Source organism: Streptomyces sp. DH-12, from assembly GCF_002899455.1.
GTDB lineage: Bacteria > Actinomycetota > Actinomycetes > Streptomycetales > Streptomycetaceae > Streptomyces.
In genome coordinates this window covers 4203701-4228374 of sequence record NZ_PPFB01000001.1, presented here as the reverse complement: position 1 = coordinate 4228374, position 24674 = coordinate 4203701, and the positions used below count along the sequence as shown (strand labels likewise).

25 protein-coding genes and 1 pseudogene are annotated in these 24674 nt (G+C 72.7%); 6 read left to right on the top strand and 20 right to left on the bottom strand.

What is annotated here, in order from left to right:
• Positions 1-66: 66 nt before the first annotated feature.
• The 6 genes from C1708_RS17975 to C1708_RS17945 all read right to left on the bottom strand — a co-directional run bounded on the left by C1708_RS17975 (position 67) and on the right by C1708_RS17945 (position 6619).
• The gene (locus C1708_RS17975; RefSeq protein WP_106413631.1) at positions 67-1731 is read right to left on the bottom strand and encodes a DoxX family membrane protein; all 1665 of its coding nucleotides are present in this window, start codon (positions 1729-1731) and stop codon (positions 67-69) included.
• A gap of 118 nt (positions 1732-1849) precedes the next feature.
• Positions 1850-2788, bottom strand: a complete 939-nt coding sequence (gene rlmB, locus C1708_RS17970; RefSeq protein ID WP_106413630.1) for a 23S rRNA (guanosine(2251)-2'-O)-methyltransferase RlmB — start codon at positions 2786-2788, stop codon at positions 1850-1852.
• Between the two features lie 165 nt (positions 2789-2953).
• Entirely contained in the window at positions 2954-4354 is a 1401-nt protein-coding gene (gene cysS, locus C1708_RS17965) for a cysteine--tRNA ligase (RefSeq protein ID WP_106413629.1), read from the bottom strand.
• A 122-nt stretch (positions 4355-4476) separates the two neighbouring features.
• Positions 4477-4971 (bottom strand): 2-C-methyl-D-erythritol 2,4-cyclodiphosphate synthase, encoded by a 495-nt coding sequence (gene ispF, locus C1708_RS17960; RefSeq protein ID WP_106413628.1) that lies wholly within the window; start codon positions 4969-4971, stop codon positions 4477-4479.
• Positions 4961-5758: a 2-C-methyl-D-erythritol 4-phosphate cytidylyltransferase gene (ispD, locus tag C1708_RS17955; RefSeq protein WP_106413627.1), complete on the bottom strand. Its 798-nt coding sequence runs from the start codon at positions 5756-5758 to the stop codon at positions 4961-4963. The genes ispF and ispD overlap by 11 nt, the downstream gene beginning before the upstream one ends.
• Before the next feature lie 378 nt (positions 5759-6136).
• Positions 6137-6619 (bottom strand): CarD family transcriptional regulator, encoded by a 483-nt coding sequence (locus C1708_RS17945; protein WP_003953493.1) that lies wholly within the window; start codon positions 6617-6619, stop codon positions 6137-6139.
• Positions 6620-7317: 698 nt separating this feature from the next.
• On the opposite strand from C1708_RS17945, the gene C1708_RS17935 reads away from it, so the two are divergent.
• Entirely contained in the window at positions 7318-8019 is a 702-nt protein-coding gene (locus C1708_RS17935; protein ID WP_106413626.1) for a copper chaperone PCu(A)C domain-containing protein, read from the top strand.
• A gap of 76 nt (positions 8020-8095) precedes the next feature.
• Here C1708_RS17935 and phoP read toward each other — a convergent pair whose 3' ends face one another.
• Positions 8096-8767 (bottom strand): two-component system response regulator PhoP, encoded by a 672-nt coding sequence (gene phoP / locus C1708_RS17930; RefSeq protein ID WP_471587690.1) that lies wholly within the window; start codon positions 8765-8767, stop codon positions 8096-8098.
• 5 nt (positions 8768-8772) lie between these two features.
• On the bottom strand, positions 8773-10062 hold the full coding sequence (phoR, locus tag C1708_RS17925; RefSeq protein ID WP_106413624.1) for a two-component system sensor histidine kinase PhoR: 1290 nt from the start codon (positions 10060-10062) through the stop codon (positions 8773-8775).
• Positions 10063-10300: 238 nt separating this feature from the next.
• On the opposite strand from phoR, the gene phoU reads away from it, so the two are divergent.
• A complete protein-coding gene (gene phoU, locus C1708_RS17920) occupies positions 10301-11002 on the top strand; it encodes a phosphate signaling complex protein PhoU (RefSeq protein ID WP_106413623.1) in 702 nt (233 codons plus the stop codon).
• Positions 11003-11148: 146 nt separating this feature from the next.
• A complete protein-coding gene (locus C1708_RS34440) occupies positions 11149-11304 on the top strand; it encodes a hypothetical protein (RefSeq protein WP_198602524.1) in 156 nt (51 codons plus the stop codon).
• 98 nt (positions 11305-11402) lie between these two features.
• On the opposite strand, the gene C1708_RS17915 is transcribed toward C1708_RS34440, so the two are convergent.
• Positions 11403-12788 (bottom strand): MDR family MFS transporter, encoded by a 1386-nt coding sequence (locus C1708_RS17915; RefSeq protein WP_241911277.1) that lies wholly within the window; start codon positions 12786-12788, stop codon positions 11403-11405.
• A gap of 198 nt (positions 12789-12986) precedes the next feature.
• Between C1708_RS17915 and C1708_RS17910 the strand changes: the two genes are divergently transcribed.
• A complete protein-coding gene (locus tag C1708_RS17910; RefSeq protein WP_106413622.1) occupies positions 12987-13748 on the top strand; it encodes a phosphoglyceromutase in 762 nt (253 codons plus the stop codon).
• A 199-nt stretch (positions 13749-13947) separates the two neighbouring features.
• Here C1708_RS17910 and C1708_RS17905 read toward each other — a convergent pair whose 3' ends face one another.
• A complete protein-coding gene (locus C1708_RS17905) occupies positions 13948-14349 on the bottom strand; it encodes a DUF6336 family protein (protein WP_133169070.1) in 402 nt (133 codons plus the stop codon).
• Between the two features lie 97 nt (positions 14350-14446).
• Here C1708_RS17905 and C1708_RS17900 point away from each other — a divergent pair.
• Positions 14447-14692 (top strand): annotated as a pseudogene (locus C1708_RS17900) (UTRA domain-containing protein); the annotation flags it as partial.
• A gap of 150 nt (positions 14693-14842) precedes the next feature.
• Here C1708_RS17900 and C1708_RS17895 read toward each other — a convergent pair.
• The 7 genes from C1708_RS17895 to C1708_RS17865 all read right to left on the bottom strand — a co-directional run bounded on the left by C1708_RS17895 (position 14843) and on the right by C1708_RS17865 (position 20817).
• On the bottom strand, positions 14843-16693 hold the full coding sequence (locus C1708_RS17895) for an Ig-like domain repeat protein (protein ID WP_342210899.1): 1851 nt from the start codon (positions 16691-16693) through the stop codon (positions 14843-14845).
• Between the two features lie 339 nt (positions 16694-17032).
• The gene (locus C1708_RS17890) at positions 17033-17239 is read right to left on the bottom strand and encodes a hypothetical protein (protein ID WP_106413619.1); all 207 of its coding nucleotides are present in this window, start codon (positions 17237-17239) and stop codon (positions 17033-17035) included.
• Between the two features lie 122 nt (positions 17240-17361).
• Positions 17362-17829 (bottom strand): type II toxin-antitoxin system VapC family toxin, encoded by a 468-nt coding sequence (locus tag C1708_RS17885; RefSeq protein WP_106413618.1) that lies wholly within the window; start codon positions 17827-17829, stop codon positions 17362-17364.
• Positions 17819-18088: a prevent-host-death protein gene (locus tag C1708_RS17880; RefSeq protein ID WP_106413617.1), complete on the bottom strand. Its 270-nt coding sequence runs from the start codon at positions 18086-18088 to the stop codon at positions 17819-17821. Before C1708_RS17880 ends, C1708_RS17885 begins: the two co-directional genes overlap by 11 nt.
• A gap of 59 nt (positions 18089-18147) precedes the next feature.
• Complete coding sequence (gap, locus tag C1708_RS17875; protein WP_106413616.1) at positions 18148-19146, bottom strand: type I glyceraldehyde-3-phosphate dehydrogenase; 999 nt, start codon at positions 19144-19146, stop codon at positions 18148-18150.
• Between the two features lie 113 nt (positions 19147-19259).
• The gene (locus C1708_RS17870) at positions 19260-20216 is read right to left on the bottom strand and encodes a GlxA family transcriptional regulator (RefSeq protein WP_106413615.1); all 957 of its coding nucleotides are present in this window, start codon (positions 20214-20216) and stop codon (positions 19260-19262) included.
• A gap of 178 nt (positions 20217-20394) precedes the next feature.
• Positions 20395-20817 carry a DUF2000 domain-containing protein gene (locus C1708_RS17865; protein ID WP_106413614.1) on the bottom strand — a complete coding sequence of 141 codons (423 nt, stop codon included), beginning with the start codon at positions 20815-20817 and terminating at the stop codon, positions 20395-20397.
• A 49-nt stretch (positions 20818-20866) separates the two neighbouring features.
• On the opposite strand from C1708_RS17865, the gene C1708_RS17860 reads away from it, so the two are divergent.
• Entirely contained in the window at positions 20867-21703 is an 837-nt protein-coding gene (locus C1708_RS17860; RefSeq protein ID WP_106413613.1) for a helix-turn-helix transcriptional regulator, read from the top strand.
• 101 nt (positions 21704-21804) lie between these two features.
• On the opposite strand, the gene C1708_RS17855 is transcribed toward C1708_RS17860, so the two are convergent.
• From C1708_RS17855 to mshA, 3 genes are all read right to left on the bottom strand, one after another.
• Entirely contained in the window at positions 21805-22614 is an 810-nt protein-coding gene (locus C1708_RS17855) for a hypothetical protein (protein ID WP_106413612.1), read from the bottom strand.
• 176 nt (positions 22615-22790) lie between these two features.
• The gene (locus C1708_RS17850) at positions 22791-23303 is read right to left on the bottom strand and encodes a type III secretion system chaperone family protein (protein WP_106413611.1); all 513 of its coding nucleotides are present in this window, start codon (positions 23301-23303) and stop codon (positions 22791-22793) included.
• Positions 23296-24633 carry a D-inositol-3-phosphate glycosyltransferase gene (gene mshA / locus C1708_RS17845; RefSeq protein ID WP_106413610.1) on the bottom strand — a complete coding sequence of 446 codons (1338 nt, stop codon included), beginning with the start codon at positions 24631-24633 and terminating at the stop codon, positions 23296-23298. The genes C1708_RS17850 and mshA overlap by 8 nt, the downstream gene beginning before the upstream one ends.
• Positions 24634-24674: the final 41 nt, after the last annotated feature.

The window sequence follows — 24674 nt, the reverse complement described above, 5'->3', positions numbered from 1 at the left end:
GCCACGAAGACGGGGTCCCGCACGCCACCGCGTACGGGACCCCGCTGTCGTACCGGCGGGCGTCCGCTACCCCAGCAGGCCGCCCACCAGGCCGGGCCGGTCCGAGGAGCCGCCGTCGTCACCGCCCGGGGCGTCGCCGCCGCTGCCGCCGGAGTTGTCGCCGCCGCCCGAGGTCGGGCCCGCGGTGGTGCTCGGCGCCTCGTCCGCCGGCGTGGACTGCTGCGGCGGGGCCTGCCCGGTGGTGCCCTGGGTCTGGGTGGGCGCCCCGGTGGCGGCGCCCGCGCCCTGGGTGGCGCCGGGAGTGCCGCCGGTCCCGGCGGACGGGCTCGCCGAGCCGGAAGTGGCGTCCCGCGTGGGCGAGTCGGAGGCGGACGGCGTCCGCTTCTCCTCCGTGTCCTTCCGCTCACCGGAGTCCTCCGGCAGCGGCGAGCCGGGCAGGTTGTTGCGCGGCGCCTCACCGGGGCCGGGCACGACCACCCGGTCCGCGTCCCGGACGGCACCGCCGAGCAGCGCGCCCACGAGCATGCTGAACCCGCACACCACGAACGTGACGAGCGCCCCGCGGCGCAGCACGTAGCGGCGCAGGTCCCAGATGTCCGCGCGCGGCCCGAGCCGCCGCCAGGCCCGGCCCGCGAGGCCGCCGTCGACGGAGTAGACGGGCGCGCCCGCGATGATCAGCGGCGACCAGGCGGCGAGGTAGATGATGTCGGGCGTCTCGTAGACGGGGACGCTCTTCCAGCTCACGCTCACCAGCAGCGCCGCCGACAGCATCGCCCCGACGCCGGCGGCCACCCGCTGCCAGCAGCCGAGGACGGTGAGGACGCCGACGACGACCTGGGCGAAGGCGATGGCCAGACCGGTGCCGACGGGGTGGGCGAGCGCGAACTGCCGCAGCGGCTCGGCGACCTCCCACGGGTGCAGGCTGTGCAGCCACTTCACCATGGACCCGCGCGGCCCGCCGTCGAAGTACAGCGGGTCGCACAGCTTGCTCATCCCGGCGTAGACGGAGATCCCGCCGAGGAACACGCGCAGCGGCAGCAGCACGACGCCCAGGTTCATCCGGCGCCCGGGGTAGTACGCGTGCCGCGCCGGGTCGTCGCCGTGCCGCCGGCCGTGCCGGCCGCCGCCCTCCGGCCGCTCCCCGGGCTCGAAGCCGGCCTCGTACTCCGGTTCGGCCTCGTCGAGGAGCGCGTGGTCGTCCTCGTCGTAGGCGCTGCCGACCGTGCGCATCGGGGGCAGCAGCGGCCCGCCGGGGTGGCTGCGCCGGGCGCCGACGAACGGGCTCTCCAGCGGCTGGGTGTCGTCGTGGCCGCCGTACCCGCCCGGCTGCGGGATGACCCGGGTGTTCCCGGAGTCGGTGAGCGGCTCGTCGGCGTGGCGCAGCCCTCCGTGCCGTACGGCCTGGAGGAGACGGTGGGCGCCGGTGTCGTCGGGGGCGGACCTGCCGCTCCACACGACGGGACGGCGGCGCGGCGCGGCCGGTCCCGCGCCCACGGTGGTGACGACGGGGATCCGCGCGGTGTCCTCGGCGGCGCTCGGGTGCCGTGCGATCCGCGGCGACCGGACGCGCCACGCCGAGCCGCCCAGCTGCACGCGGAAGCTGGCGTGGTTGACGATGACCTGCGCCGGATCGCTCGGCACCTTCACCATGCTCAGCGCGGGAGCGTCGTCGAGTCCCGACGAGCGGGCCCCCGTGGGTGTGCGGGGTGGTGTTCTGGTGTCCACACTCATCTAACCGAGTGACAAGGCGTTAGGACACTGCCTTGACCGGCCAGATGTGTCCGGACCGCGTCAAGCCGGTCCGGACCGTCCGGAATCCTCCGAGCGGGTGACGAAGTCGCACACCCGTTCAGCTACGGCGGCGTGCCGCCTCGTACAGCACGATGCCCGCCGCCACACCGGCGTTGAGCGACTCGGCGCCGCCCGGCATCGGGATCCGCACCCGCACGTCACAGGTCTCGCCGACCAGCCGGGACAGCCCCTTGCCCTCGCTGCCGACGACGATGACGACCGGCCCGTCCAGCGCCTCGAGGTCACCCAGCTCGGCCTCCCCGTCGGCGGCCAGACCGACGACGACGACGCCCGCCTTCTTGTACGCCTCCAGCGCCCGCGTCAGGTTGGTGGCGCGGGCGACCGGCGTCCGCGCGGCCGTGCCCGCGGACGTCTTCCAGGCGCCGGCGGTCATCCCGGCCGCCCGCCGCTCGGGCACGACCACGCCGTGGCCGCCGAAGGCGGAGACGGAGCGGACGACCGCACCGAGGTTGCGCGGGTCGGTGACCCCGTCGAGGGCGACGATCAGCGGGTCCTGCCCCTCGTCGTGCGCGGCGGCGACCAGGTCCTCCGGGTGCGCGTACTCGTACGGCGGGACCTGGAGGACCAGGCCCTGGTGGTTGAGGCCGTTGGTCATGCGGTCCAGCTCGGGGCGGGGCGCCTCCATGAGGTTGATGCCGCCGCGCTCGGCCGCGAGCTGCAGCGCCTCACGCACCCGCTCGTCGTTGTCGATGAACTGCTGGACGTACAGCGTGGAGGCGGGGACGCCCTCGCGCAGCGCCTCGACCACCGGGTTGCGGCCGACGACCAGCTCGGAGGCGGAGCGGCCGCCGCGCCGCTGCGTGGTGCGGCCCTGGGCGCGGCGCGCCTTCGCCTGGGCGGCACGCTGCTTGGCGTGCCCCTTGCGCATCTCGGCGGGCGGGGTCGGGCCCTTGCCTTCCAGGCCCCGGCGCCGCTGGCCGCCGCTGCCGACCTGCGCGCCCTTCTTGCCGGACATGCGGCGGTTGTTCGCGGCCATGAGGTATCCGTCTCCGTGAAGTCGTGGGGGGTGCGCCCACGTCGGTGGGTGCGCCCGTGTTCGTAGGTGTGCCTGTGCAGTGTGCCGCCCGGCGGCCCGGACGGCACACTCGATCTTGCGCGCGGCCGGAGCCGGGAGGCCCCGGGCCGGGTCCGCGGCGGGTCCTCAGCGGGGGCCGAGGCTCCAGCGCGGGCCCTGCGGGCCGTCCTCGATGACCAGCCCGGACTGGTTGAGCTGGTCGCGGATGGCGTCCGCGGTGGGCCAGTCCTTGCGGGCCCGGGCGGCCTCGCGCTGGTCGAGGACCATGCGGACCAGGGTGTCGACGACGCCGTGCAGGTCGTCCCCGCGGTCGCCGTCGCCGGCCCAGTGCGGGTCCAGCGGGTCGAGGCCGAGCACGCCGAGCATGGCGCGGACCTCGGCGAGGCGGGCGACCGCCTCCTCCTTGTCGTCGGCGGCCAGCGCGCTGTTGCCCTGCCGGACGGCGGTGTGCACGACGGCGAGCGCCTGCGGGACGCCGAGGTCGTCGTCCATCGCCTCGGCGAACGCGGGCGGCACCTCGGCGGCGGGCTCGACGACATCGCCGGCCTTCTCCATCACGCGCTGCACGAAGCCCTCGATCCGCGCGAACGCGGACTCGGCCTCGCGCAGCGCCTCCTCGCTGTACTCGATCATCGACCGGTAGTGCGGGGTGCCCAGGTAGTAGCGGAGCACGATGGGCCGCCAGCGCTTGACCATCTCGCTGACCAGCACCGAGTTGCCCAGCGACTTCGACATCTTCTCGCCGCTCATGGTGACCCAGGCGTTGTGCACCCAGTACCGGGCGAACTCGTCGCCGAAGGCCTTGGCCTGCGCGATCTCGTTCTCGTGGTGCGGGAAGATCAGGTCGAGGCCGCCGCCGTGGATGTCGAAGGCGGTGCCGAGGTACTTGTGCGCCATCGCCGAGCACTCCAGGTGCCAGCCCGGGCGCCCGCGGCCCCACGGCGTCTCCCAGCTCGGCTCGCCCGGCTTGGCCGCCTTCCACATCGCGAAGTCGCGCGGGTCCCGCTTGCCGGTCTCGCCCTCGCCCGACGGCTGGAGCAGGTTGTCCAGTTCCTGGTTGGACAGCCGCAGGTAGTCCGGGAACGAGGTGACGGCGAAGTACACGTTGCCGTCGGCCTCGTAGGCGTGCCCGCGCTCGATCAGGCCGCGCATCATCTCGACCATCTCGGTGATGTGGCCGGTGGCGCGCGGCTCGTAGGTCGGGGGCAGGCAGCCCAGCGCGCGGTAGCCGTCGCTGAAGGCGCGCTCGTTGTCGTAGCCGATGGCCCACCAGGGGCGGCCCTGCTCGGCGGACTTGGCGATGATCTTGTCGTCGATGTCCGTGACGTTCCGTACGAACGTCACGTCCAGGCCGCGGTACTCGAACCAGCGGCGCATGATGTCGAAGTTCAGCCCCGAGCGGATGTGCCCGATGTGGGGTGCCGCCTGCACGGTGGCACCGCACAGGTAGATCGAGACACAACCCGGCCGGAGCGGGGTGAAGTCACGGATCTGCCGGGCGCTGGTGTCGTACAGGCGAATAGTCACGGGTCCCAGGGTAGTGGGCGCGAGGGTGTGCGGTGTGCCTCCGGCGGCTTCGACGGCACATGTCACGTGCGGGCCGGCGGGGGCTCGGCGCGCGGTTCCCCGCGCCCCTCAGGGGCGGGCGCTCACCCTTCCCGTACGACCAGCGCCGTCGCCACTGCCATCAGGCCCTCGTCCCGGCCCGGGAAGCCCAGGCCGTCGGTCGTGGCGCCGGAGACCGAGACCGGGGCGCCCGCCGCCTCGGAGAGGATCTTCTGGGCCTCCTCCCGGCGCTTGCCGATCTTCGGACGGGGGCCGACGACCTGGACGGCGATGTTGCCGATGCGGAAGCCCGCCTCCCGGACGATGCGCGCGGCCTCGGTGAGCAGGGTGACGCCGGAGGCGCCGGACCACTCCGGGCGGCCGGTCCCGAAGTGCCGGCCGAGGTCGCCGAGGCCGGCGGCGGAGAACAGGGCGTTGCAGGCGGCGTGCGCGACGACGTCCGCGTCGGAGTGCCCGGCGAGCCCGGGGCCCTCCCCCTCCCACTTGAGTCCGGCGCACCACAGGTCGCGGCCGTCCTCGAAGGCGTGGATGTCGGTGCCGATGCCGACCTGCGGCAGCGGGTACGCCTCAGAAGCCATCGTTGAGCCTCCTGCGCGCCAGGACCGCCTCGGCGAGGACCAGATCGAGGGGGCGGGTGACCTTGAAGGCCTCCTCGTGCCCGGGGACGGTGACCACGGTCAGGCCGAGCCGCTCGACCATGCTCGCGTCGTCGGTGACGTCGTCGGTCACGGTCTCGTGGGCACGGACCAGGGTGGCCCGGTCGAAGCCCTGCGGGGTCTGCACCGCCCGCAGCACGGACCGGTCGGGGGTGGCGACCACGGGCTCCGGCCCGCCGGGGGCGGCGGCCGGCTCGACCTGCTTGACGGTGTCGGCGAGCGGCAGCGCCGGCACCACGGCGGGGGCGCCGTCGCGTACGGCCTCGACGACCGCGTCGACGGTGTCCACCGGGACCAGCGGGCGGGCCGCGTCGTGCACCAGGACGATGTCGTAGCCCGGGGGCAACGCGTCCAGGCCGAGCTTCACGGATTCCTGGCGGCTCTCGCCGCCGGGGACGACGAGGACGTCGGTGCTCCCCCGGCTGCCGCTGGGGGGACCCCCGGGCAGCGCGTGGGTGTCGAGCAGCGACCTGACCTCGCCGGCGCCGTCGGGCGGCGCGACGACGACGACCAGGGAGACGGCGCGGGAATCGGCCATGGCGCGCACCGCGTGGACGAGCATGGGCGTGCCGCCGAGCGCGCGGAGCGCCTTGGGGGCGCCGGGGCCGAGCCGCACACCCCGGCCCGCGGCCGGGATGACGGCCGCCGTCCGGACCGTCGGACGGCCGGGAGCGGGGGTCGGCGAGGGCGGGAGCGGATCGTCAGACATCGGTTCCTGTCAGGTTTGTGGGCTCGGCCCACGTGGGTATGGCCTGGGCGTGCCTCCGCTCCTGGAGCGGGGGAAGTGCCGGGCGTTCCGCCTCGACCAGCCCCTTCCGTGACTCTGGTCGAGCCGACCGCCCGGGCCCGGCGCGCCAGGGGCGGGGACGTGAGTGAGGACACATTTTGCGTCTCGGCGTTTCTGCGTGTCGGCGTTTCGGCGCACGTGCAGCCTACGCAGGGTGTCCGGGTGCGAACATGCCGCAGCGCCCGGCGACGTCCTGGACGTCATCGGGCACCGCGGCATTTCGATGCGCTGAGCGCTCTGAGTGCTGCTCCGACGGCCGGCGTGGCGGCACGCGACGGGCGGAGCCACGACTCGGGGAACTCAGGAGGCGAGAACCTCGTCGAGCAGGGCCTCGGCCTTGTCCTCGTTGGTGTTCTCGGCGAGGGCGAGCTCGCTGACCAGGATCTGACGTGCCTTCGCGAGCATGCGCTTCTCACCGGCGGAGAGCCCGCGCTCCCGCTCCCGGCGCCACAGGTCACGCACGACTTCCGCGACCTTGATGACATCGCCCGAGGCGAGCTTCTCGAGATTTGCCTTGTACCGACGGGACCAGTTCGTGGGCTCCTCGGCGTACGGCGCGCGCAGCACCTCGAAGACCCGGTCCAGCCCGTCCTGACCGACCACATCACGCACGCCGACGAACTCCGCATTGTCCGCTGGCACACGTACCGTCAGGTCACCCTGGGCGACCTTCAGCACCAAGTAGGTCTTGTCCACGCCTTTGATCTGGCGAGTTTCGATTGCCTCGATCAGCGCGGCCCCATGATGGGGATAGACCACGGTGTCGCCAACCTTGAACGTCATGTGACAGGTACCCCTTCCGTGGCTATCCAGGGTAACACGGATACGGCGTCTTCTGAATGGCGTTTTCGCAGGTCAGGGCCATTCTCGGGGCTTGACAACAGCAACAGGAACGTGCTTCGGGCGTCCGGCGGAAGCGGGTATTCGCAGGTCGGAGCGGTTCTCCGGGACGGACGAAACACGCACGTCACACCCTTCCGAAGCCCCCCACGAGGGGTCGAACAGCCCCATATGTCCGGTTCCAGAAGTGCGACTTCCGCTACTCCGTTCGGTGAGCCGAACCGCTTCCGGCCGAATCCGGAATTGATCACACGGTGTGAGGATCACCGGCCGGTGATCAATTACCGGGACCCCCTCATTCCTTCACCGAAATGCGCGCCCGCGCGAATGAAGGGGCGGTGCGGACAGAAGTGGCGGATGTTTACCGGGGAGTCACGTGTGGTCTCCCGTGGCCTGCCGTGACCGGTGAGGTGAGAGGGCGCGCGAGGCGCCGGGCATCCGGGAGGACGTCGGGCCGGTCACCGGGTGATCGGGTGACATCCCCGGCACGGGCACGCCCCACGGGCCCGGCCCGGGTAGGCGTGGGGAGGGCCGGGTGCAGCCGTCTGCGGGCGGCTCGGTAATCTGAGGCCGCTGACAGACACTTAGGGCGGCTTCACCCGGTCGCCACCGCACGCTCGAGTCAAGGAGTTGCCGCCGCCGTGAGCAGCAGCCTTCGACGCGGCGCCCTCGCCGCCGCCGCCCTCGCTTTCTCGATCACCGCGCTCTCCGCGTGCGGGGCCGGCAACAACGCCCAGTCCCTGCAGATCCAGCCGGACAACGCGTCCACGACGGTCGGCGACATCCAGGTGGAGAACGCCGTCGTCATCACCCAGCCCGACCTGGAGTCGACCGGCCCCGCCTCCATCGCCGCCACCCTCTTCAACTCGGGCGACAAGGACCAGACCCTGGAGTCGATCACCGTCCCCGGCACCGGCAAGACCGCCGAGCTCAGCCCCGCCGAGGGCGGCGACCTCGTCGTCCCGGCCGGCGGCAGCCTGATCCTCGGCGGCGAGGGCAACGCCTCCGCCATCCTGCCCAGCAGCCGCGAGGCCGTCCAGGACGGCGACGCCCAGAAGATCACCTTCACCCTCAGCGAGACCGGCGAGGTGAGCCTGCGGGCCCGCGTCCACCCGGCCGAGAACTTCTTCGAGAGCTGGGGCCCGAGCGGGGCCCCGGCCGCGGGCGCCTCCCCGTCGCCGTCGGCGGACGCCTCCGGCACGCCGGCCGACGAGGCCACGGGCGAGGGCGAGGGCGAGGGCGCGTCGGGCGAGGAGACCTCCGGCAGCGCGTCCGAGTCGGGCGCCCCGTCCGGCACCCCGTCCGACGCGGCCTCCGCGAGCCTGGACGCGGCCGACCACTGACCGGCCGTACACGCACCGCACGTCGAAGGGCGGGACCCCGGTGGGGTCCCGCCCTTCACGTCGACGAGGCCGCGGCCTACGGCTCGAACTTGTAACCGAGCCCGCGCACGGTCACGAGATAGCGGGGCGCCCCCGGGTCCGGCTCGATCTTGGCGCGCAGGCGCTTGACGTGGACGTCGAGGGTCTTGGTGTCGCCCACGTAGTCCGCGCCCCACACCCGGTCGATGAGCTGCATCCGGGTCAGCACCCGGCCGGCGTTGCGCAGCAGCATCTCCAGCAGGTCGAACTCCTTCAGCGGCAGGTCGACCTTGGTGCCGCCGACGGTCACCACGTGCCGGTCGACGTCCATCCGCACCGGGCCGGCCTCCAGGGCCGCCGGGACGGTCTCCTCGGGCTCGCCGCGCCGGCGCAGCACCGCGCGGATCCGGGCCACCAGCTCACGCGAGGAGAACGGCTTGGTGACGTAGTCGTCGGCGCCTATCTCCAGGCCGACCACCTTGTCGATCTCGCTGTCCTTGGCGGTCACCATGATCACGGGGACGTTGGAGCGGCCGCGCAGCTGACGGCACACCTCGGTGCCCGGCAGCCCGGGCAGCATCAGGTCGAGGAGGACGAGGTCGGCGCCGTTGCGCTCGAACTCGTCGAGTCCGTCGGGCCCGGTGGTCGCCACGGCGACCTCGAAGCCCTCCTTGCGGAGCATGTACGACAGGGCGTCGGAGAAGGACTCCTCGTCCTCGACGACGAGCACTCGGGTCACGGAAGGACCTCCGGGGAGGGAAGCGTTTCGTACGCGGATGGATCGGACGCGTGGGGGGTGGGGTGGGACGTCCCTCCGGCCTCGTTGTCGAGGCCTTCGGGGTCGTCCCGCTCGGAGGGCCGGCGGCCGCCGCGGGCCGCTCGGGCCTCGGGCAGCCGCAGGGTGAAGGTGGAGCCCTGGCCCTCGGCGCTCCACACCGTGACCTCCCCGCCGTGCGAGGCGGCCACGTGCTTCACGATCGCGAGGCCCAGCCCCGTGCCGCCGGTGGCACGGGAGCGGGCGGGGTCGACGCGGTAGAAGCGCTCGAAGATGCGCTCCTTGTCCTTGTCGGAGATGCCGATGCCCTGGTCGGTCACGGCGATCTCGATCAGGTCCCCGCCGGGCTGCGCGACCGAACGGACCGCGATGCCCACGCGGGTGCGGGCGGGTGAGTAGTTGACCGCGTTCTCGACGAGGTTGCCGAGTGCGGCGGCGAGCTGTCCCCGGTTGCCCCAGACCCGCAGGTCGGCGGCGCCCGCGGCGGCCATGGTGATGTCCTTGGTGCCCGCCGCGTGCCGGCAGCGGTCGACGGCCTCGGCGACCAGTTCCTCGACCGGGACCGGCTCGGCGTCCTCCAGCGGGTCGTCGTTCTGCACCCGGGACAGGTCGATCAGCTCCTGCACCAGGCTGGTCAGCCGGGTCGCCTCGATCTGCATGCGCCCGGCGAACCGCTGCACGGCCTCGGGGTCGTCGGAGGCGTCCATCACGGCCTCGGACAGCAGGGACAGCGCGCCGACGGGGGTCTTCAGCTCATGGCTGACGTTGGCGACGAAGTCGCGCCGCACGGCCTCGATGCGGCGGGCCTCGGTGAGGTCCTCCACCAGCAGCAGCACCAGCCGGGAGCCGAGCGGCGCCACCCGCGCGGACACGGCGAGGGCATCGCCGCGTCCGGTCCCCCGGCGGGGCAGGTCCAGCTCCACCTGGCGTATCTCCCCGTCCCGCCGGGTGTCGCGGGCCATCTTCAGCATCGGCTCCACGGCGAGCTTGCCGCCGCGGACCAGGCCGAGGGCGTACGCGGCCGAGCTGGCCTTCACCACGCCGTCGTTCTCGTCGAGGACCACGGCGGACGAGCGCAGCACGGACAGCACCGTGTCGACGCCGGGCGGGAGCACCGGATCGGTGTGCAGCGAGGTGCGCGTGGGGCGCCGCTGTTCACGTTCGCTGACGCGGAACGCCAGCATGGCGATGACACCGGTGAGCAGTCCGGCGATCGCTGCCAGTGCGGCGACCGCCGCGTTCACGTCCATGCGTCCAGGTTAGGCATGGGGCGAGCACTGCCCACAGCGGTCGGCGGGCGACCTCGGACACTCGTCGCCCAGAGTTCACCTACAGGCCAAGGCCGGTTCACGCGAGGTGACGGAACCGGACGCGTGGCAGGCGGAACGTGGGAGCGTGGGGGGACCCGGACCCCGGACGCCGGAGCCCGGAGAGCCCGGAGAGCCCGGACCGGGACAGCCCGGACAGAGACGCACGAGAGGAATTCCGATGCGGGACGCGTACCACGAGGAACTGGATTCGATCGGCGACGGTCTGGTGGAGATGGCCCGGCTGGTCGGATCGGCGATCGGACGCGCCACGACCGCCATCCTCGACGCCGATCTGAAGCTCGCGGAGAGCGTGATCGAGGCCGACCAGAAGGTCGACGAGCTGCAGCACGACCTGGAGGCGCGGGCCATCGCCCTGCTGGCCCGGCAGCAGCCGGTGGCGACCGACCTTCGGATCGTCGTCACCTCGCTGCGGATGTCCGCGGACCTGGAGCGGTCCGGCGACCTCGCCCAGCACGTGGCGAAGCTGGCCCGGCTGCGGTACCCGGAGCGGGGGGTGCCGCGGGACCTGCACGCCACCATCCTGGAGATGGGCCAGCTCGCCCAGCGCCTGATGGCGAAGGCGGCCGAGGTGATCATCACCAAGGACGTCGACCTGGCGCTCCAGCTGGAGCAGGACGACGACGCGATGGACCTGCTGCACCGCACCCTCTTCCAGCACCTGATGGACGACCGCTGGAAGCACGGCATCGAGACGGCGGTCGACGTCACCCTGCTGGGCCGCTACTACGAGCGGTTCGCGGACCACGCGGTGTCGGTCGCCAAGCGGGTGGTGTACCTGGTCACCGGCGAGCACGCGGACGAGATCCAGACGGAGCTGCAGCCGGGGATCGCGCCGGCGCAGGGGGCGGAGGGGAGCTGAGGTCCGCGCGCTCCTCTCGGGCGTGCGGGCGGCGGACGGGGGCGCGGGTGAGCTTCCGCCGCCCCCGATGCGCCGTTGATGCGCCCGGCCGGCCGGGCGTGCAATGGGGAGCAGGTGTGCGCAGGCCCCAGCCCGAGGAGGGACCCATGGCCGAATCCCCCGGCACGACGCCCGACCCCACGCAGGAGCGCGAGACCGAGCAGCCCGCCGAGGTCAGGCGCCTCACCCTGATCGCCGCCTGCGGCTGCGGTTCGGGCTGCGGCTGCGGGTGCCAGTCGGGCAGCCCGTGCCAGTGCGGCTGACGTGACGGACGTACGGAGGCCCCGGCGCCGGTGACGCGGCGGCCGGGGCCTCCGGCGTGAGGGGGGGGCGAAAGGAGCCAGGGGCGGTCAGGAGCCGGTCAGGAGGCGCTGCTCCCGGGGACGGCACGGGTGGTGGTGTCTTCGAGCTGTGGCACCGGCTCGGTGGGCTGCTTCAGCGGTCCGGTGGACTGCTTCACTTGCTCGGGGGACTGCTTCACCGGCTCGATGGGCGGCTTCGCTGATCCGGTGGGCCGCTTCACCGGCTCGGTGTCGGTTTCCTCCGGCAGCCGCCGCATCAGCAGCCCGTATCCGAGACCGGCCACCGTGCCGATGACGGCGCACGTCCCCCACAGCCAGGCGGCGCCCCACCGGTCGATGACGAAACCGGACATCAGCGGGGCGACCAGGGCGGCGACCGCCCAGGACGAGGTGTACATGCCCTGGTAGCGCCCGCGCCCGTGCACCGGGGAGAGGCGTACGACGAGACCGGTCTGGGTGGGCGCGTTGACGATCTCGGCGAGCGTCCACACGCAGACGGTGAGGGCGAAGACCCCGACCGACCCGGCGAAGGCGGTGAGCCCGAAGCCGTACCCGGCCAGCAGCGAGGAGACGACGAGCAGCCGGCGCGGGTCGCGGTGCTCGATCAGCCGCGTGACGGGCAGCTGGAGGACGACGATCAGGACGCCGTTGACGGCGATGGCCATGCCGAAGTCCGCGGGCGTGAAGCCGGCCTCGCCCATGGCGACCGGGAGCCCCAGGTAGCCCTGCTGGAAGACGAGGGCGATGAGGAAGGACAGCCCGACGACGCTCATGAACCGGCCGTCGCGCAGCACGGTACCGAGGGAGACGGACTCCTCCGCCGCCTCCCCCGGACCGGCGGCCTGCTGCTCCGGGCGGGACTCGGGCAGCTTGACGAAGACGAGCACGGCGCAGACGAGCGTCATCCCGGCCTCGATCAGGAAGCCGGCGAGGTAGCTGACCTCGGCGATGAACCCGGCGCCCACGGAGGAGATCGCGAAGCCGAGGTTGATGGCCCAGTAGTTGAGCGAGAAGGCCCGGATGCGGTCCTCCGGCCGCACGATGTCCGCCATCATCGCCTGCACGGCGGGCCGGGAGGCGCTGGACGCCATGCCGACGAGGAAGGCGACGGCCGCGATGGCGACGGGGTCGTGGACGAAGCCGAGCAGGGCGACGGACAGCGCCGTCGCGGTCTGGGCGACGAGGAGGGTGGGCCGCCGCCCGAGCCGGTCGGTCATGACACCGGCGCCGAGGGACGAGATCACCCCGCCGAGCCCGTGGAGCGCGACGACGAGACCGGCGTAGGAGGCGGAGTAGCCGCGGTCGAGGGTGAGGTAGAGCGCCATGAAGGTGGCGACGAAGGCGCCGAGCCGGTTGACCAGGGTGCTGGCCCACAGCCACCAGAAGGCGCGGGGAAGCCCCGAGACGGACTCGCGCAGGGCACGTCTGACTCCGGTGACTGACATGAGTGGCTCCCCAAGGCGCCCGGGCCCGGCCCGGGGTGACGTGTACGTGGCTGACGCCGACGTGTAAGTGTCTGTTGCGGCGAGCACACATTACGAAGGCGGAGCCCTCGGCGGCCACTCGATTAACAGATCCCGTCAACCGTCCGCCAGGCGGGCAGGGCGCGCGGCCCGCGCGGAGCGTCGATTACGCTCGGGCACATGGCCGACGCACCGTACAAGCTGATCCTCCTCCGCCACGGCGAGAGCGAGTGGAACGAGAAGAACCTGTTCACCGGCTGGGTGGACGTCAACCTCACCCCGAAGGGCGAGAAGGAGGCGACGCGCGGCGGCGAGCTGCTCAAGGAAGCCGGCCTGCTGCCCGACGTGCTCCACACCTCCCTCCAGAAGCGCGCGATCCGCACGGCCCAGCTCGCGCTGGAGTCCGCCGACCGCCTGTGGATCCCGGTCAGCCGCAGCTGGCGCCTGAACGAGCGTCACTACGGCGCCCTCCAGGGCAAGGACAAGGCGCAGACGCTCGCGGAGTTCGGCGAGGAGCAGTTCATGCTGTGGCGCCGCTCCTACGACACCCCGCCGCCGCCGCTCGACCGTGACGCCGAGTACTCCCAGTTCTCGGACCCGCGCTACGCGACCCTCCCGCCGGAGCTGCGTCCGCAGACGGAGTGCCTCAAGGACGTCGTCGTCCGGATGCTGCCGTACTGGTTCGACTCGATCGTCCCGGACCTCCTCACCGGCCGCACGGTCCTGATCGCCGCCCACGGCAACAGCCTCCGCGCGCTGGTCAAGCACCTGGACGGCATCTCGGACGCCGACATCGCGGGCCTCAACATCCCGACGGGCATCCCGCTGTACTACGAACTCGACGCCGACTTCAAGCCGGTCGCCCCGGGCGGCAAGTACCTCGACCCGGAGGCCGCGGCGGCGGCGATCGAGGCTGTGAAGAACCAGGGCAAGAAGAAGTAAGCGCACGCGAGCAAGCCCCCTGCCTGCGGTTATCCGCGAGCAGGGGGCTTGTTGCCGCCTTCGGGGCGTCTTTGGGCCGTCAGGGTACGGGTCCGGTGCCCGGTTGCCGCTGTGCGAGTACTGCGACGGCCCTGGCAGTGACGAAGCGGGGCATTCCCCTACCCGCCTCCTGGGCGCGTTCTGCCGGTGAGGGCAAGTTCTAGCTGTGCAGCCAGCTGTCGTAAGGCGCGGCGTCCACGAGTTGGTACAGCCCGAAAGCGGCAGCCCCTAGGACGAAGAGACACAGCCCGGAGCGCAGGAACACCGGGCCCACGACGGTGACTGAGTCGGCCTGACTCGTGAGGGTGCGCCAGTCCCGCATCCGTCGGATGTCCCCCGCACTGAGCCACCAGAAACCGGCACCGAACACGAGGAAGATCGCACCGAAGAAGCCCAGAACACTGACGCCGGCCAGGAATTCCCGTCGGGCGCTGTGGCCGCTGATGCTCAAAGTCGCCACCACGAGCGGCACCACGCCCAACAGGCCGAAGGCGACCCCCCGCCGCGCGACGCCGCCCGGCCGCAGTCGCGGCAGCATCACGCCGTCTTGGTCCGAAGCCATGGCCAGCACCCTAGCCCGCCCTGCCCGAGCAGCCGCAACGTCCCTCGGGCCACCCGTGGAGGATCGCGTTGGTCACCAGTTCCGGGAGCATCAGCCCAGGCTCGCCGAACTCGGCCACGAGCCGGTGCGCTTCCGGGAAGAGGTCCGTTCGCGCATGCCGTCGAAGGACGAGGCGGAACAGCTGAGCACGGCCGCCGGCACGCCGGTCATCCTCATCTGCCGCACCGCCTTCACGCACGAAGGCCGCCCGGTCGAGATCAACGAGATGACACTGGACGCCGCCTCGTACGTCCTGGAGTACGGCTTCGACGCGAGCCCGGCGAGCACCCGGGCCGGCGGCTGAGTCACCTCACGCGGTCCCGCCGCCGTCAGGGGCGGTGGCGGGATGCGTCACTTCGACCGGGCGGGTCGGCTCGCGGTCTTCGCGTGACGACGCCTCCCACCCCCGCGTACGGCGCGGGTGGGAGGCGTCGTCATCGCCGTGCGGCGCGGGTCACTTCGTGAACGTGAAGTACTTCCAGGCGCCGTGGGTCGTCGAGTTGACGGAGTCGCCCGAGGAACCGTTGACGTACGACGAGCGGATGCGGGCGCGGATGCCCGACTCGCCCGGGGCCTCCAGGCGTACGACCGACTTGCCCTTGCTGTTCAGGGCGAAGTACTCGGCGGCCGTGTCGTGCCAGGCGCCCGCGTACCGGACCTGGAGCTGGACGCGCTGCGCGCGGCCCTTGTAGTAGCTCATGGTCGTGGTGAACACGGGGTCGGTGTTCTTGCGGAAGTAGTGGTACTTCGTGGAGCCGATCTTGCCCGTCCTGTAGTGCTTGGAGACGGCGGTGGAGACGTTCACCCTGGCGTACCCCGTGGACTTCACGGTCTTCGAGGCGTAGCGGGCGTCGCCGGCGAAGACCGCGCTGACGGTGGTGTCACGGCCCATGGTGACGGTCGCCGACAGGTTGCCCTTGGAGTTGACCTTGCCGGTCCTCAGCAGCTTCCTCGGCTTGTCGGCGCCGAAGGGGTCCGCGTAGATCGAGACGGTGCGGTTCTTGTACGTCGTGCCGAGGTGCGCCGTGAAGGTGACCTTCTTGCCGTACGCGTACACCTTGCCGTTGTTGTTCAGGGTCAGCGAGGTCGCCTTGCGCGAGACCACCACGGCGTCCGAGCCGGAGGCGGGGGCGTGCGTGGCGTCGCCCGCCCAGGTGACCTTGTAGGTGACCTTGCCGCCGGCCGGCGGGGTGTCCGCGAAGGAGAAGCTGCCGTCCGCCTTCGTCCTGACGGACGCCAGTGCCTTGCCCTTCGGCGACTCGATGTCCGTGCGCGTCACCTTCAGGGCGGTCCCGGCCGGCGGGAGCGTCTTCGAGGTCAGCTTGCCGGTGACGGTGAGCTTCTTGGCCCGCTCCGACTTCGCCGGGGCCGACACCTTGAGGGCGGGCAGCTCCTTGGTGGGGTCGGTCAGGGCACGCAGGGTGTGGGTGCCGTAGGTGTTCACCGAGACGGCGAAGACCCGGCTCGCGTCCGGCGCCCAGGCCAGCGCCCCGTCCACGAGGGTGTCGGCGCCGCTGCTGTTGCCGGTGTTGGGGAAGTCGTACTCCCGCACCGGCACCGGGTCGCCGGGGCGGTGGATGTGGACGTCGGGGTCGTACCAGGAGAAGCTGCCGCCCGCGACGCTGCCGTCGGGCGCGATGCGCACGGCGTTCGGGTAGGCCTCGATGGGATAGCCCGGCTGCTCGGTGAGGTCGGCGGTCGAGTAGGCGCCGAGGCTGTAACCGTGGCCCTGGCCCCACGAGGTGAGGACCTGCTTGCCGTCCGGCGTCAGGTCCAGCTGCTTCACGCCGCTGCCCATGTACGCCGTGGCGCGCAGGGCGGCTCCGTCGGCGGAGACGTCGTAGACGGCGACGTAGCTGCCGCCACCGGCCACCAGAGTGCCCGGGACGGCGGGGTCGGACGCCAGGACGGCGTGAGCGCCGTAGAAGCCGGCGTCGCCCCGCTGGCCGAGGTGCACGACGGGCTCGGGACCGGAGAGGTCCAGCGAGCCGAAGTCCGCGCCATGGGCGAACCAGACGCGGCCGTCCACCACCTCCAGGTCGCCGGGGGCCGCGCCCACCGGGTAACTCGCCGTCTGGGTGTAGGTGCTGGTGTCGACCGAGACGATCCGGTCGCCCTTCGTCACGGCGGCGTACACCTGGCCGCCGTCGTCGGAGACGGCCAGGCCGGACACTCCGGACAGGCCCGTGAGCGTCGCCCTCACGGTGCCGTTGTAGTCGGTGACGACGATCTTTCCGCCGGTCGGGTCGGAGACGTAGACCCGCTGGTGGGTCCCGTCGACGACGATGTCGCCGACCGAACCCACCGGAAGGACCTTCGCGGAATCGGCCGCCGCCGGTGTTGCCGCGCCCCCCACCAGAGCCGCGGAACTGAGGACGACCGCGAGTGCCGTCGCGGTCGCGATGCTGCGCCTGCGCACAGTGATGTGCCCCCAAGGAAGAAGTCCGGTACGCGCCGGACGTGAAGAGGAAAGAGGCCGCGCGTCCCCCCTCACCCGAACGGGTGTTGGACGCTGCCGAGAACGCAGCGTATGGCATGCGACTGACAATCGGGGAACGGAATACCCCGCGGATCGCGCACGGGCACGGGCGTGCCGGCCGGGGGCGGCGGCTCGGCCACGGCGTCCGTTCGCACCGGACGCCGCTCAGGCGCTGTTGCGCCGGGCGCGGAGGTGGCGGGTGCCGAGGGCGGTCAGGGCGGCGAGGGTGATGAGGCCCGTGGTCAGGTTCACCACGAGGGGAGCCTGGGCGACGGACGCGACGACGTTGGCCACACCGCCGACGGCCACGAGGGCCCAGAGGGTCGTGCGGGTGGCGGAGTTGTCGGACGCCTTGGGGTGGGTGGTCGTCATGGCGGTTGCTCCTGAGTCGAGTTCGCGGATCCGTTCCGTGGTCCCCACGCTAGGAAGCGGAGGGCTCGACGTCGCGCCGGGAAGCACCCCTGTTCGTGGTACAGCAGGCTGTACCGTCCACCTCAGCGTTCGTGCGGAACCGTCGGGCGGGTGACCGGTACGACGGTGAGGAGGTCGTCCAGCCCCTTGAAGTCGTCGGGGTCGGTGGTGAAGAGGGGCGGGTCCTCGGCCACCGCGATGGCGGCGATCATCAGGTCGGCGGTCCGGCGGCGCGGCTTGCGGCCCGCGCTGATCACCGCCGCGCAGATACGACCGTGGATGCGGGCGGCTTCGGCGCCGAAGGGGACGGGGTCGAACCCGTTCTCGGCGCGCTGGAGGACGTCCAGCCTGCGGGCGCGTTCGACGTGCTCGTCGTAGAGGCTCTGCTCGTCGTTGCGGCGGACCTCGTGCGGGCCGGCGGACAGCTCGGCCAGGGTGATGGCGGTGATCGCCCTCTCGTCCGGCAGTTCCTCGGGGCCGGCCCAGCGCCGCAGGATCACGATGCCGGTGTCGAGGAGCCCCTGCCCGTACGCCGGGTGGTCAGCGCGCACAGGGGTCGTCCGGGTAGGTGTCCGCCGTGGCGTCCTGGTCGGCGCGGAAGGTGCCGATGTCGATGGCCGGAGCCGTCCTCGACATCGCGGCGAACTCCTGGCGGGAGACGAAGCGACGGCGCCGCCGCAGCGGGACGGGCTGACCGATCGGGTGGCCGTCACGAGCGACCGTGAACGACTGACCGCTCCGTATGACGTCCATGATCTCCCGGGACCGGTTCCGCGGATCCCGCCGGGTGATCTCCGGCTGAGCGCTCATGCCCGCCACCGCGGCAAGGCGTGCCACCCGGTGCCACGCCTTGCCGCGGTGCCCGTTCGTCAGCCCCGCGCCAGCAGCTCCAGCGTGTCGATCACCCGGTTCGAGAAGCCCCACTCGTTGTCGTACCAGGCGACCACCTTGATGTGGCGGCCGTCGACGCGGGTGAGGGCCGAGTCGAAGACGGACGACGCCGGGTTGCCGGTGATGTCCGAGGAGACCAGCGGGTCCTCCGAGTACTCCAGGACCCCGGCCAGCGGGCCCTCGGCCGCCGTGCGGTACGCGGCCAGCACCTCGTCGCGCGTCACGTCGCGGGAGACCGTCGTGTTGAGCTCGACGATGGAGCCCACCGGGACCGGCACGCGGATCGAGTCGCCCGACAGCTTGCCGTCGAGGTTCGGCAGCACCAGGCCGATCGCCTTCGCGGCGCCCGTCGTGGTCGGCACGATGTTCACACCGGCGGCACGGGCCCGGCGCGGGTCGCGGTGGGGGCCGTCCTGGAGGTTCTGCTCCTGCGTGTAGGCGTGCACGGTCGTCATGAACCCGTGCTCGATGCCGGCCAGGTCGTCGAGGACCGCGGCCAGCGGCGCGAGCGCGTTGGTGGTGCAGGACGCGTTGGAGACGATCGTGTGCAGCTCCGGGTCGTACGCGTCGGTGTTCACGCCGTACGCCAGCGTCACGTCGGCGCCGTCCGAGGGCGCGCTGACCAGGACCTTCCGTGCGCCCGCGTCGAGGTGGGCGCGGGCGGCCCCGGCCGAGGTGAAGCGGCCGGTGGCCTCCAGCACGATGTCGACGCCCAGGTCGGCCCACGGCAGCCGCGCCGGCTCGCGCTCGGCCAGCACCTTGATCCGGCGGCCGTCGACGACGAGGGTGTCGCCGTCGACGCTCACCGGGCGCCCGAGGCGTCCCGCGGTGCTGTCGAAGGCGAGCAGCCGGGCGAGGGCGGCCGGCTCGGTCAGGTCGTTGACGGCGACGACCTCCAGGCCGGTGTCGCGCTCCAGCAGGGCGCGCAGCACATTGCGTCCGATGCGGCCGAATCCGTTGATGGCGATGCGAGTCATGAGTGGTGTCCCTTCCTCTCGTCATCCAGGCTCGCGCGCCCGCCACGCCGCTGACAGTGGCGTGATCGCCATGGTTCACAAGGATCCTGCCAGCGGCCCTCACACCCTGCTGATCACTCGCCGCGCGTGAACGTGCGCCGGTACTCGCTCGGCGTCGTGCCGAGGATCCGCTGGAAGTGCAGCCGCAGATTCGCGCCGGTGCCGAGCCCGGTGTCCGCGGCGATCTGCTCGACGCTGCGCTGCGAGCGTTCCAGCAGCTCACGGGCCAGGTCGACGCGGGCCCGCATCACCCACTGCATCGGCGTGTACCCGGTCTCCTCGACGAACCGCCGGGAGAAGGTGCGGGGCGAGACCCCCGCCTGCCGCGCCAGCACCTCCAGCGTGAGCGGCTCGCCCAGCCGGTGCAGCGCCCACTCCCGCGTCGCGGCGAACCGCTCGCCCAGCGGCTCGGGCACGCTGCGCGGCACGTACTGCGCCTGGCCCCCGCTGCGGTACGGGGCCGCGACCAGCCGCCGGGCCGCGTGGTTGGACGCGGCCACCCCGAGGTCGCCGCGCAGGATGTGCAGGCACAGGTCGATCCCGGAGGCGGCGCCCGCCGAGGTGAGCACGCTGCCCTCGTCGACGAACAGCACGTTCTCGTCGACCCTGACGCGCGGGTACCGGGCCATGAGGGCGCGCGTGTAGTGCCAGTGCGTGGTGGCGCGCCGCCCGTCCAGCAGCCCCGTGGCGGCCAGCGCGAACGCGCCCGTCGAGATCGCGGCGAGCCGCGCACCCCGCTCGTGCGCGGCGATCAGCGCGTCGACGACGGCCGGCGGCGGGTCCTCACGGTCGGGGAAGCGGTACCCGGGCACGAAGACGATGTCGGCCCACTCCAGCGCGTCGAGCCCGTGCGAGACGGCGTACGCGAGACCGTCGCCGCCGGTCACCAGGCCGGGCGCCGCCCCGCACACCCGCACCTCGTACGGCATGCTCGCGCGGGTCGTGAAGACCTGCGCGGGGATCCCGACGTCGAGCGGCTTCGCGCCCTCGAGCACCAGGACGGCGACGCGATGCGGACGGGGTGCGGGCACGGAGGAAGCGTACGCGGACGCGCCGGGCCCGGTCCCCGCCCGGCCGCCGCCGCCCCGTCCCGCCCACCCGTGCGCAGGGCGGGCGGGACGGGGCGGCGGGCCCGGAGTGCGCAGGCGGCTGCCGGAGCCGGCCGCCGTCGGCCGTCGGTCGTCGTGCGGTGTGCCTCGCACCCCGTCCTCACGGATGCATCCGCGCCCCCTTCAGCGCCTTGTCCACCGCGTTGCGCGGGCCGTGGACGGCGAGGCCGACCAGGTCGAGGTCGCTCGTGCGGACCGCGCGGACGGCCGCGCGGTTGGCCTCGTCGTGGCCGGTCGCGAAGAGGTCCGAGGTGAAGACCGCGCGAGGCAGGGCGCGGCTCAGGGCCCGCTCGTGGGCCGCCCTCAGAACCTCCTTGGGGCCCTGGAAGATCAGCACCGGCTGGCGGAACATCGGCAGGTAGGGCACGCCGTCCGCGTCCTCGTACGGCTGCCCGATCAGCTCGGGGACCTGTGTGCCCAGGCCGCTGACCAGGAACGCGGTGACGTTGAGGCGCTGCCAGGGCTCCAGGTCCTCACGCAGCAGGACGGCGATCTTCGTGTCGAAACGGGTGCTCGTGCTCATGCCGTGAGACTGCCGCCCGGGGCCGTTCCCGGTCTTGTACGTTGTTTGCATGCCCGCCCCGGCAGCCCCGCCCCCGGAACCAGCGCCGACAGCGCCGTCGGCGAGCGTCTCCGCCTGGCGGCCCTCCGTCCCCGGTGTCGTCGAGGTGTTCCACGCCCGGTTCACCGGGTACTCCTATCCGATGCACGTCCACGACGCCTGGACGCTGCTGATCGTCGACTCCGGCGTCGTGCGGTACGACCTGGACCGGCACGAGCACGGCACCCCGGACGACACCGTGACCCTGCTGCCACCGCACGTCCCGCACAACGGCGAGCCGGCCACGGCCGAGGGCTTCCGCAAGCGGGTGCTGTACCTGGACTCCAGCCGGCTCGGCGACGACCTCATCGGGGCCGCCGTGGACCGCCCCGACCTGCGCGATCCCCTGCTGCGCAGGCGTGTCGGCCAGGTGCACTCCGCGCTGGTGCGGCCCGGGGACGGACTGGAGGCGGAGAGCAGGCTGACGCTGGTCGGGGAGCGGCTGCGCGCGCATCTGCGGTCACGGGAGACGGCCGCGCCCCGCCCGGACCCCGTACTCGCCCGGCGGTTGCGGGAGTTGCTCGACGAGCGGGTGGCCGACGGGCTGACGCTGGCGGAGGCGGGTGCCGAGCTGTCCGCCCATCCCGCTCATCTGGTACGGGCGTTCAGCACCGCGTACGGCATCCCGCCGCACCAGTACCTGATGTCCAGGCGGGTCGGGCGGGCGCGGCGGCTGCTGCTGGACGGGTGGCCGCCGAGCGACGTCGCGGCCGCCGCCGGGTTCTACGACCAGGCCCATCTCACCCGGCACTTCCGCCGGCTGGTGGGGGTCACGCCGGGGCGGTACCGGAGCGGTGAACGCCCCTGAGGAACCAGGCCGGGGGCCTGGACACGCGGACCACCGGTGACGGACCGCCCCGCCGTCCGGAGCCGACCGCGAGGTCCGGCCGGACGGCGGGGCGGTCGCGGTCACTTCACGTCGACGTAGTCAGCCGCCGACGTCGCGCCGCCCGTCGTGGCCGTCTGGCCGAACGTCCAGCGCCAGGAGCCGTCCGCGGTCGCCTTCACCGTGGTCCTCAAGGACCCGCTGGAGTTCGCCCGCACCGTCTTGACCGTCGTGTAGGCGGTGGCGCCCGCCTTGCGGAACTGGAGCCTGGCCGACACGTTGCCGTAGCCGGAGTAGGTGCGCCTCGCCCAGTCGGCACGCGTCAGCTTGCCCGTGACGGTGAGCGTCCTGTTCTTGGCCACCGGCTCCGGGGAGGCGTTGACCGTGGCCCGGGCGGCCCGCTTGACCTGGAGGGTGCCCGAGCTGTTCAGGTACCCCCAGCTCACGATCTGGCCCTTCTTCTCCAGGAAGGTGACGAACGCCAGTTTCCACGTCGTGGCGTCCTTGGCCGAGTCGAGGTTCTCGCGGGGCCGGATGCGCAGTTCCCCCTCGCAGTTCGCGGCGCGCGGACCGTCCTCGTAGCAGCGGATCATGTCGTGCTGGATGAGCTGGCCGCCCGGGCCCTCGAAGGCCTTGGCCGCCGTGGTCCCGTGGTACATGAACGGGTCGGTCGTCGCGGTGCTGATGGTGTACCCGGCGGGCCAGGTCACCCGGTAGCTGATCGTCGGGTACTTCGTCTCGGTCGTGCCCACGACCATGGGCTTGCCGTTGTTCACGACCACCTTCGACACTCTTATGCCGGTGTCGGCGGCCTGGGCGGGCTGAGCGGTCAACGCCCCGAGGGCGATCGTTCCGCCGAGCACCGCCGCCAGGGCGGATCTGCCTGTGCGCATGCACGTCCTCTTCATGCATGGGACCCCTGTGTCCAGGGCCCGGATCGCGGCAGGCTAACAGCCCGTCCCCGCACGCCCGTTCGCCCCCTTCTCCCCCCACCGGGGTACGGCCGCCGGGCTCACCGCTCCGGCGGGCGAGGTGCGTGCCCGTGGCGGGGGGCGCGGTCCTGGGGTGGTCAGTCGGCCGAGGGCCGCTGCAGCAGGTGGGTGAAGGCGTCCAGGTTGCGGGTGGACTCGCCGCGTGACACGCGCCAGGCGTACTCCTTGCGGATCGCGGAGGCGAAGCCCAGCTCCAGCAGGGTGTTGAAGCTGCCGTCGGCGGCCTCCAGGACCTGCCCGAGCAGCCGGTCGAGCTCCTTCGGGGTGACCGCGGGCAGCGGCAGGCGGCCGGTGACGTAGATGTCGCCGAGCGGGTCGACGGCGTAACTCACGCCGAACAGCTTGAGGTTGCGCTCCAGCAGCCAGCGGTGGACGCCGGCCTCGTTCTCGTCGGGGTGGCGGATGACGAAGGCGTTGAGGGAGAGGGTGTGCCGGCCGACGATCAGGGAGACCGTCGTGGACAGTTTCCGGGTGCCGGGCAGGGTCACCACGTAGGTCCCGGGGGCCGGGCTCTCCCACTCCAGCTCGGCGTCCTTCAGCACGTCCTCGACGACCTGTGCCGCCCGCCGCTCCGCTTCCGTGTCAGCCATGGTGGGAGCGTACGTGACGGCGGTGGGCCTGGGCCGCGGCCGTGTACACGTCGGCGGTGGCGGCGGCCGCGGTGTCCCAGCCGAACGACTGGGCGTGCCGGGCGGCGGCCTCGCCCATCCGGGCGGCGAGCTCCGGCCGGTCGGCGAGGTCCCGCAGCACGTGCGCGTAGGCGGCCGGGTCGTGGCCCTGGATCAGGAAGCCGGTCTCCCCGTCGCGCACGGCGACCGGGAGGCCGCCGACCGCGGCGGCGAGCACGGGGGTGCCGGAGGCCTGCGCCTCTATGGCGACCAGCCCGAACGACTCGCTGTACGACGGCATGACCAGCACGGACGCGGCGCGGAACCAGTCCGCGAGCTCCTCCTGCCCGACCGGCGGGTGGAAGTGGACCACGTCGGCGATGCCGAGCCGGGCGGCGAGCTTCTGCAGCCCCTCCGGCTTGGCGAGGCCGCTGCCGCTGGGGCCGCCGACCACGGGCACACAGAGGCGGGAGCGCAGCTCGGGGCGGTCGGCGAGCAGCACGGCCACCGCGCGCAGCAGCACGTCGGGGGCCTTGAGGGGCTGGATGCGGCCGGCGAAGAGCGGGATCAGCGCGTCCTGGGGCAGGCCCAGGCGGGCGCGGGCGGCGGCGCGGCCGTCGGCGGGGCGGAAGCGGCCGAGGTTCACACCGGGGTGGACGACGGCGACCTTGCCGGGGTCGGCGGCGTAGTGGTGGACGAGTTCGCCGGCCTCCTCGGCGGTGTTGGCGATCAGCCGGTCGGCGGCGGAGACGATCTGGGTCTCGCCGATCACGCGGGCGGCGGGCTCGGGCGTGTCGCCGTCGGCGAGGTTGGCGTTCTTGACCTTGGCCATGGTGTGCATGGCGTGCACCAGGGGGACGCCCCAGCGCTGGGCGGCCAGCCAGCCGACGTGGCCGGAGAGCCAGTAGTGCGAGTGGACCAGGTCGTAGTGGCCGGGGCGGTGTCCGGCCCAGGCCTGCATCACGCCGTGGGTGAAGGCGCAGAGCTGGGCGGGCAGGTCCTCCTTGGCCAGGCCCTCGTAGGGGCCCGCGTCGACGTGCCGGACGAGGACGCCGGGGGCGAGCTCGACGACGGGCGGGAGGGCGGCCGTGGTGGCCCGGGTGAAGATCTCCACCTCGATGTTGATCGCGGCGAGGCGCTGGGCCAGCTCCACGATGTAGACGTTCATGCCGCCCGCGTCGCCGGTGCCCGGCTGGTGCAGCGGCGAGGTGTGCACGGAGAGCATCGCCACGCGGCGGGGCCTGCGGTGCAGCCGCAGCCGTGACGGGGTGGCGGGGGAGCGCCGCCCGAGCCTCGCGATGTAGTGGCTCACGTGGCGTTCCTCCTCGCTGCGAGCACGGCTGAGTGGGGGCG

Bases quoted from the DNA above. Each gene is read 5' to 3' on its own strand.
- C1708_RS17860 (WP_106413613.1), top strand. From the start codon at position 20,867: ATGCCCGCCCCGGCAGCCCCGCCCCCGGAACCAGCGCCGACAGCGCCG.
- C1708_RS17945 (WP_003953493.1), bottom strand. From the start codon at position 6,619: ATGACGTTCAAGGTTGGCGACACCGTGGTCTATCCCCATCATGGGGCC.
- C1708_RS17850 (WP_106413611.1), bottom strand. From the start codon at position 23,303: ATGGCTGACACGGAAGCGGAGCGGCGGGCGGCACAGGTCGTCGAGGAC.
- C1708_RS17910 (WP_106413622.1), top strand. From the start codon at position 12,987: ATGGCCGACGCACCGTACAAGCTGATCCTCCTCCGCCACGGCGAGAGC.
- ispD (WP_106413627.1), bottom strand. From the start codon at position 5,758: ATGTCTGACGATCCGCTCCCGCCCTCGCCGACCCCCGCTCCCGGCCGT.
- C1708_RS17865 (WP_106413614.1), bottom strand. From the start codon at position 20,817: ATGAGCACGAGCACCCGTTTCGACACGAAGATCGCCGTCCTGCTGCGT.
- C1708_RS34440 (WP_198602524.1), top strand. From the start codon at position 11,149: ATGGCCGAATCCCCCGGCACGACGCCCGACCCCACGCAGGAGCGCGAG.
- gap (WP_106413616.1), bottom strand. From the start codon at position 19,146: ATGACTCGCATCGCCATCAACGGATTCGGCCGCATCGGACGCAATGTG.
- C1708_RS17975 (WP_106413631.1), bottom strand. From the start codon at position 1,731: ATGAGTGTGGACACCAGAACACCACCCCGCACACCCACGGGGGCCCGC.
- C1708_RS17890 (WP_106413619.1), bottom strand. From the start codon at position 17,239: ATGACGACCACCCACCCCAAGGCGTCCGACAACTCCGCCACCCGCACG.
- ispF (WP_106413628.1), bottom strand. From the start codon at position 4,971: ATGGCTTCTGAGGCGTACCCGCTGCCGCAGGTCGGCATCGGCACCGAC.
- C1708_RS17905 (WP_133169070.1), bottom strand. From the start codon at position 14,349: ATGGCTTCGGACCAAGACGGCGTGATGCTGCCGCGACTGCGGCCGGGC.
- rlmB (WP_106413630.1), bottom strand. From the start codon at position 2,788: ATGGCCGCGAACAACCGCCGCATGTCCGGCAAGAAGGGCGCGCAGGTC.
- C1708_RS17880 (WP_106413617.1), bottom strand. From the start codon at position 18,088: ATGAGCGCTCAGCCGGAGATCACCCGGCGGGATCCGCGGAACCGGTCC.
- phoR (WP_106413624.1), bottom strand. From the start codon at position 10,062: ATGGACGTGAACGCGGCGGTCGCCGCACTGGCAGCGATCGCCGGACTG.
- C1708_RS17915 (WP_241911277.1), bottom strand. From the start codon at position 12,788: ATGTCAGTCACCGGAGTCAGACGTGCCCTGCGCGAGTCCGTCTCGGGG.
- phoU (WP_106413623.1), top strand. From the start codon at position 10,301: ATGCGGGACGCGTACCACGAGGAACTGGATTCGATCGGCGACGGTCTG.
- C1708_RS17855 (WP_106413612.1), bottom strand. From the start codon at position 22,614: ATGCGCACAGGCAGATCCGCCCTGGCGGCGGTGCTCGGCGGAACGATC.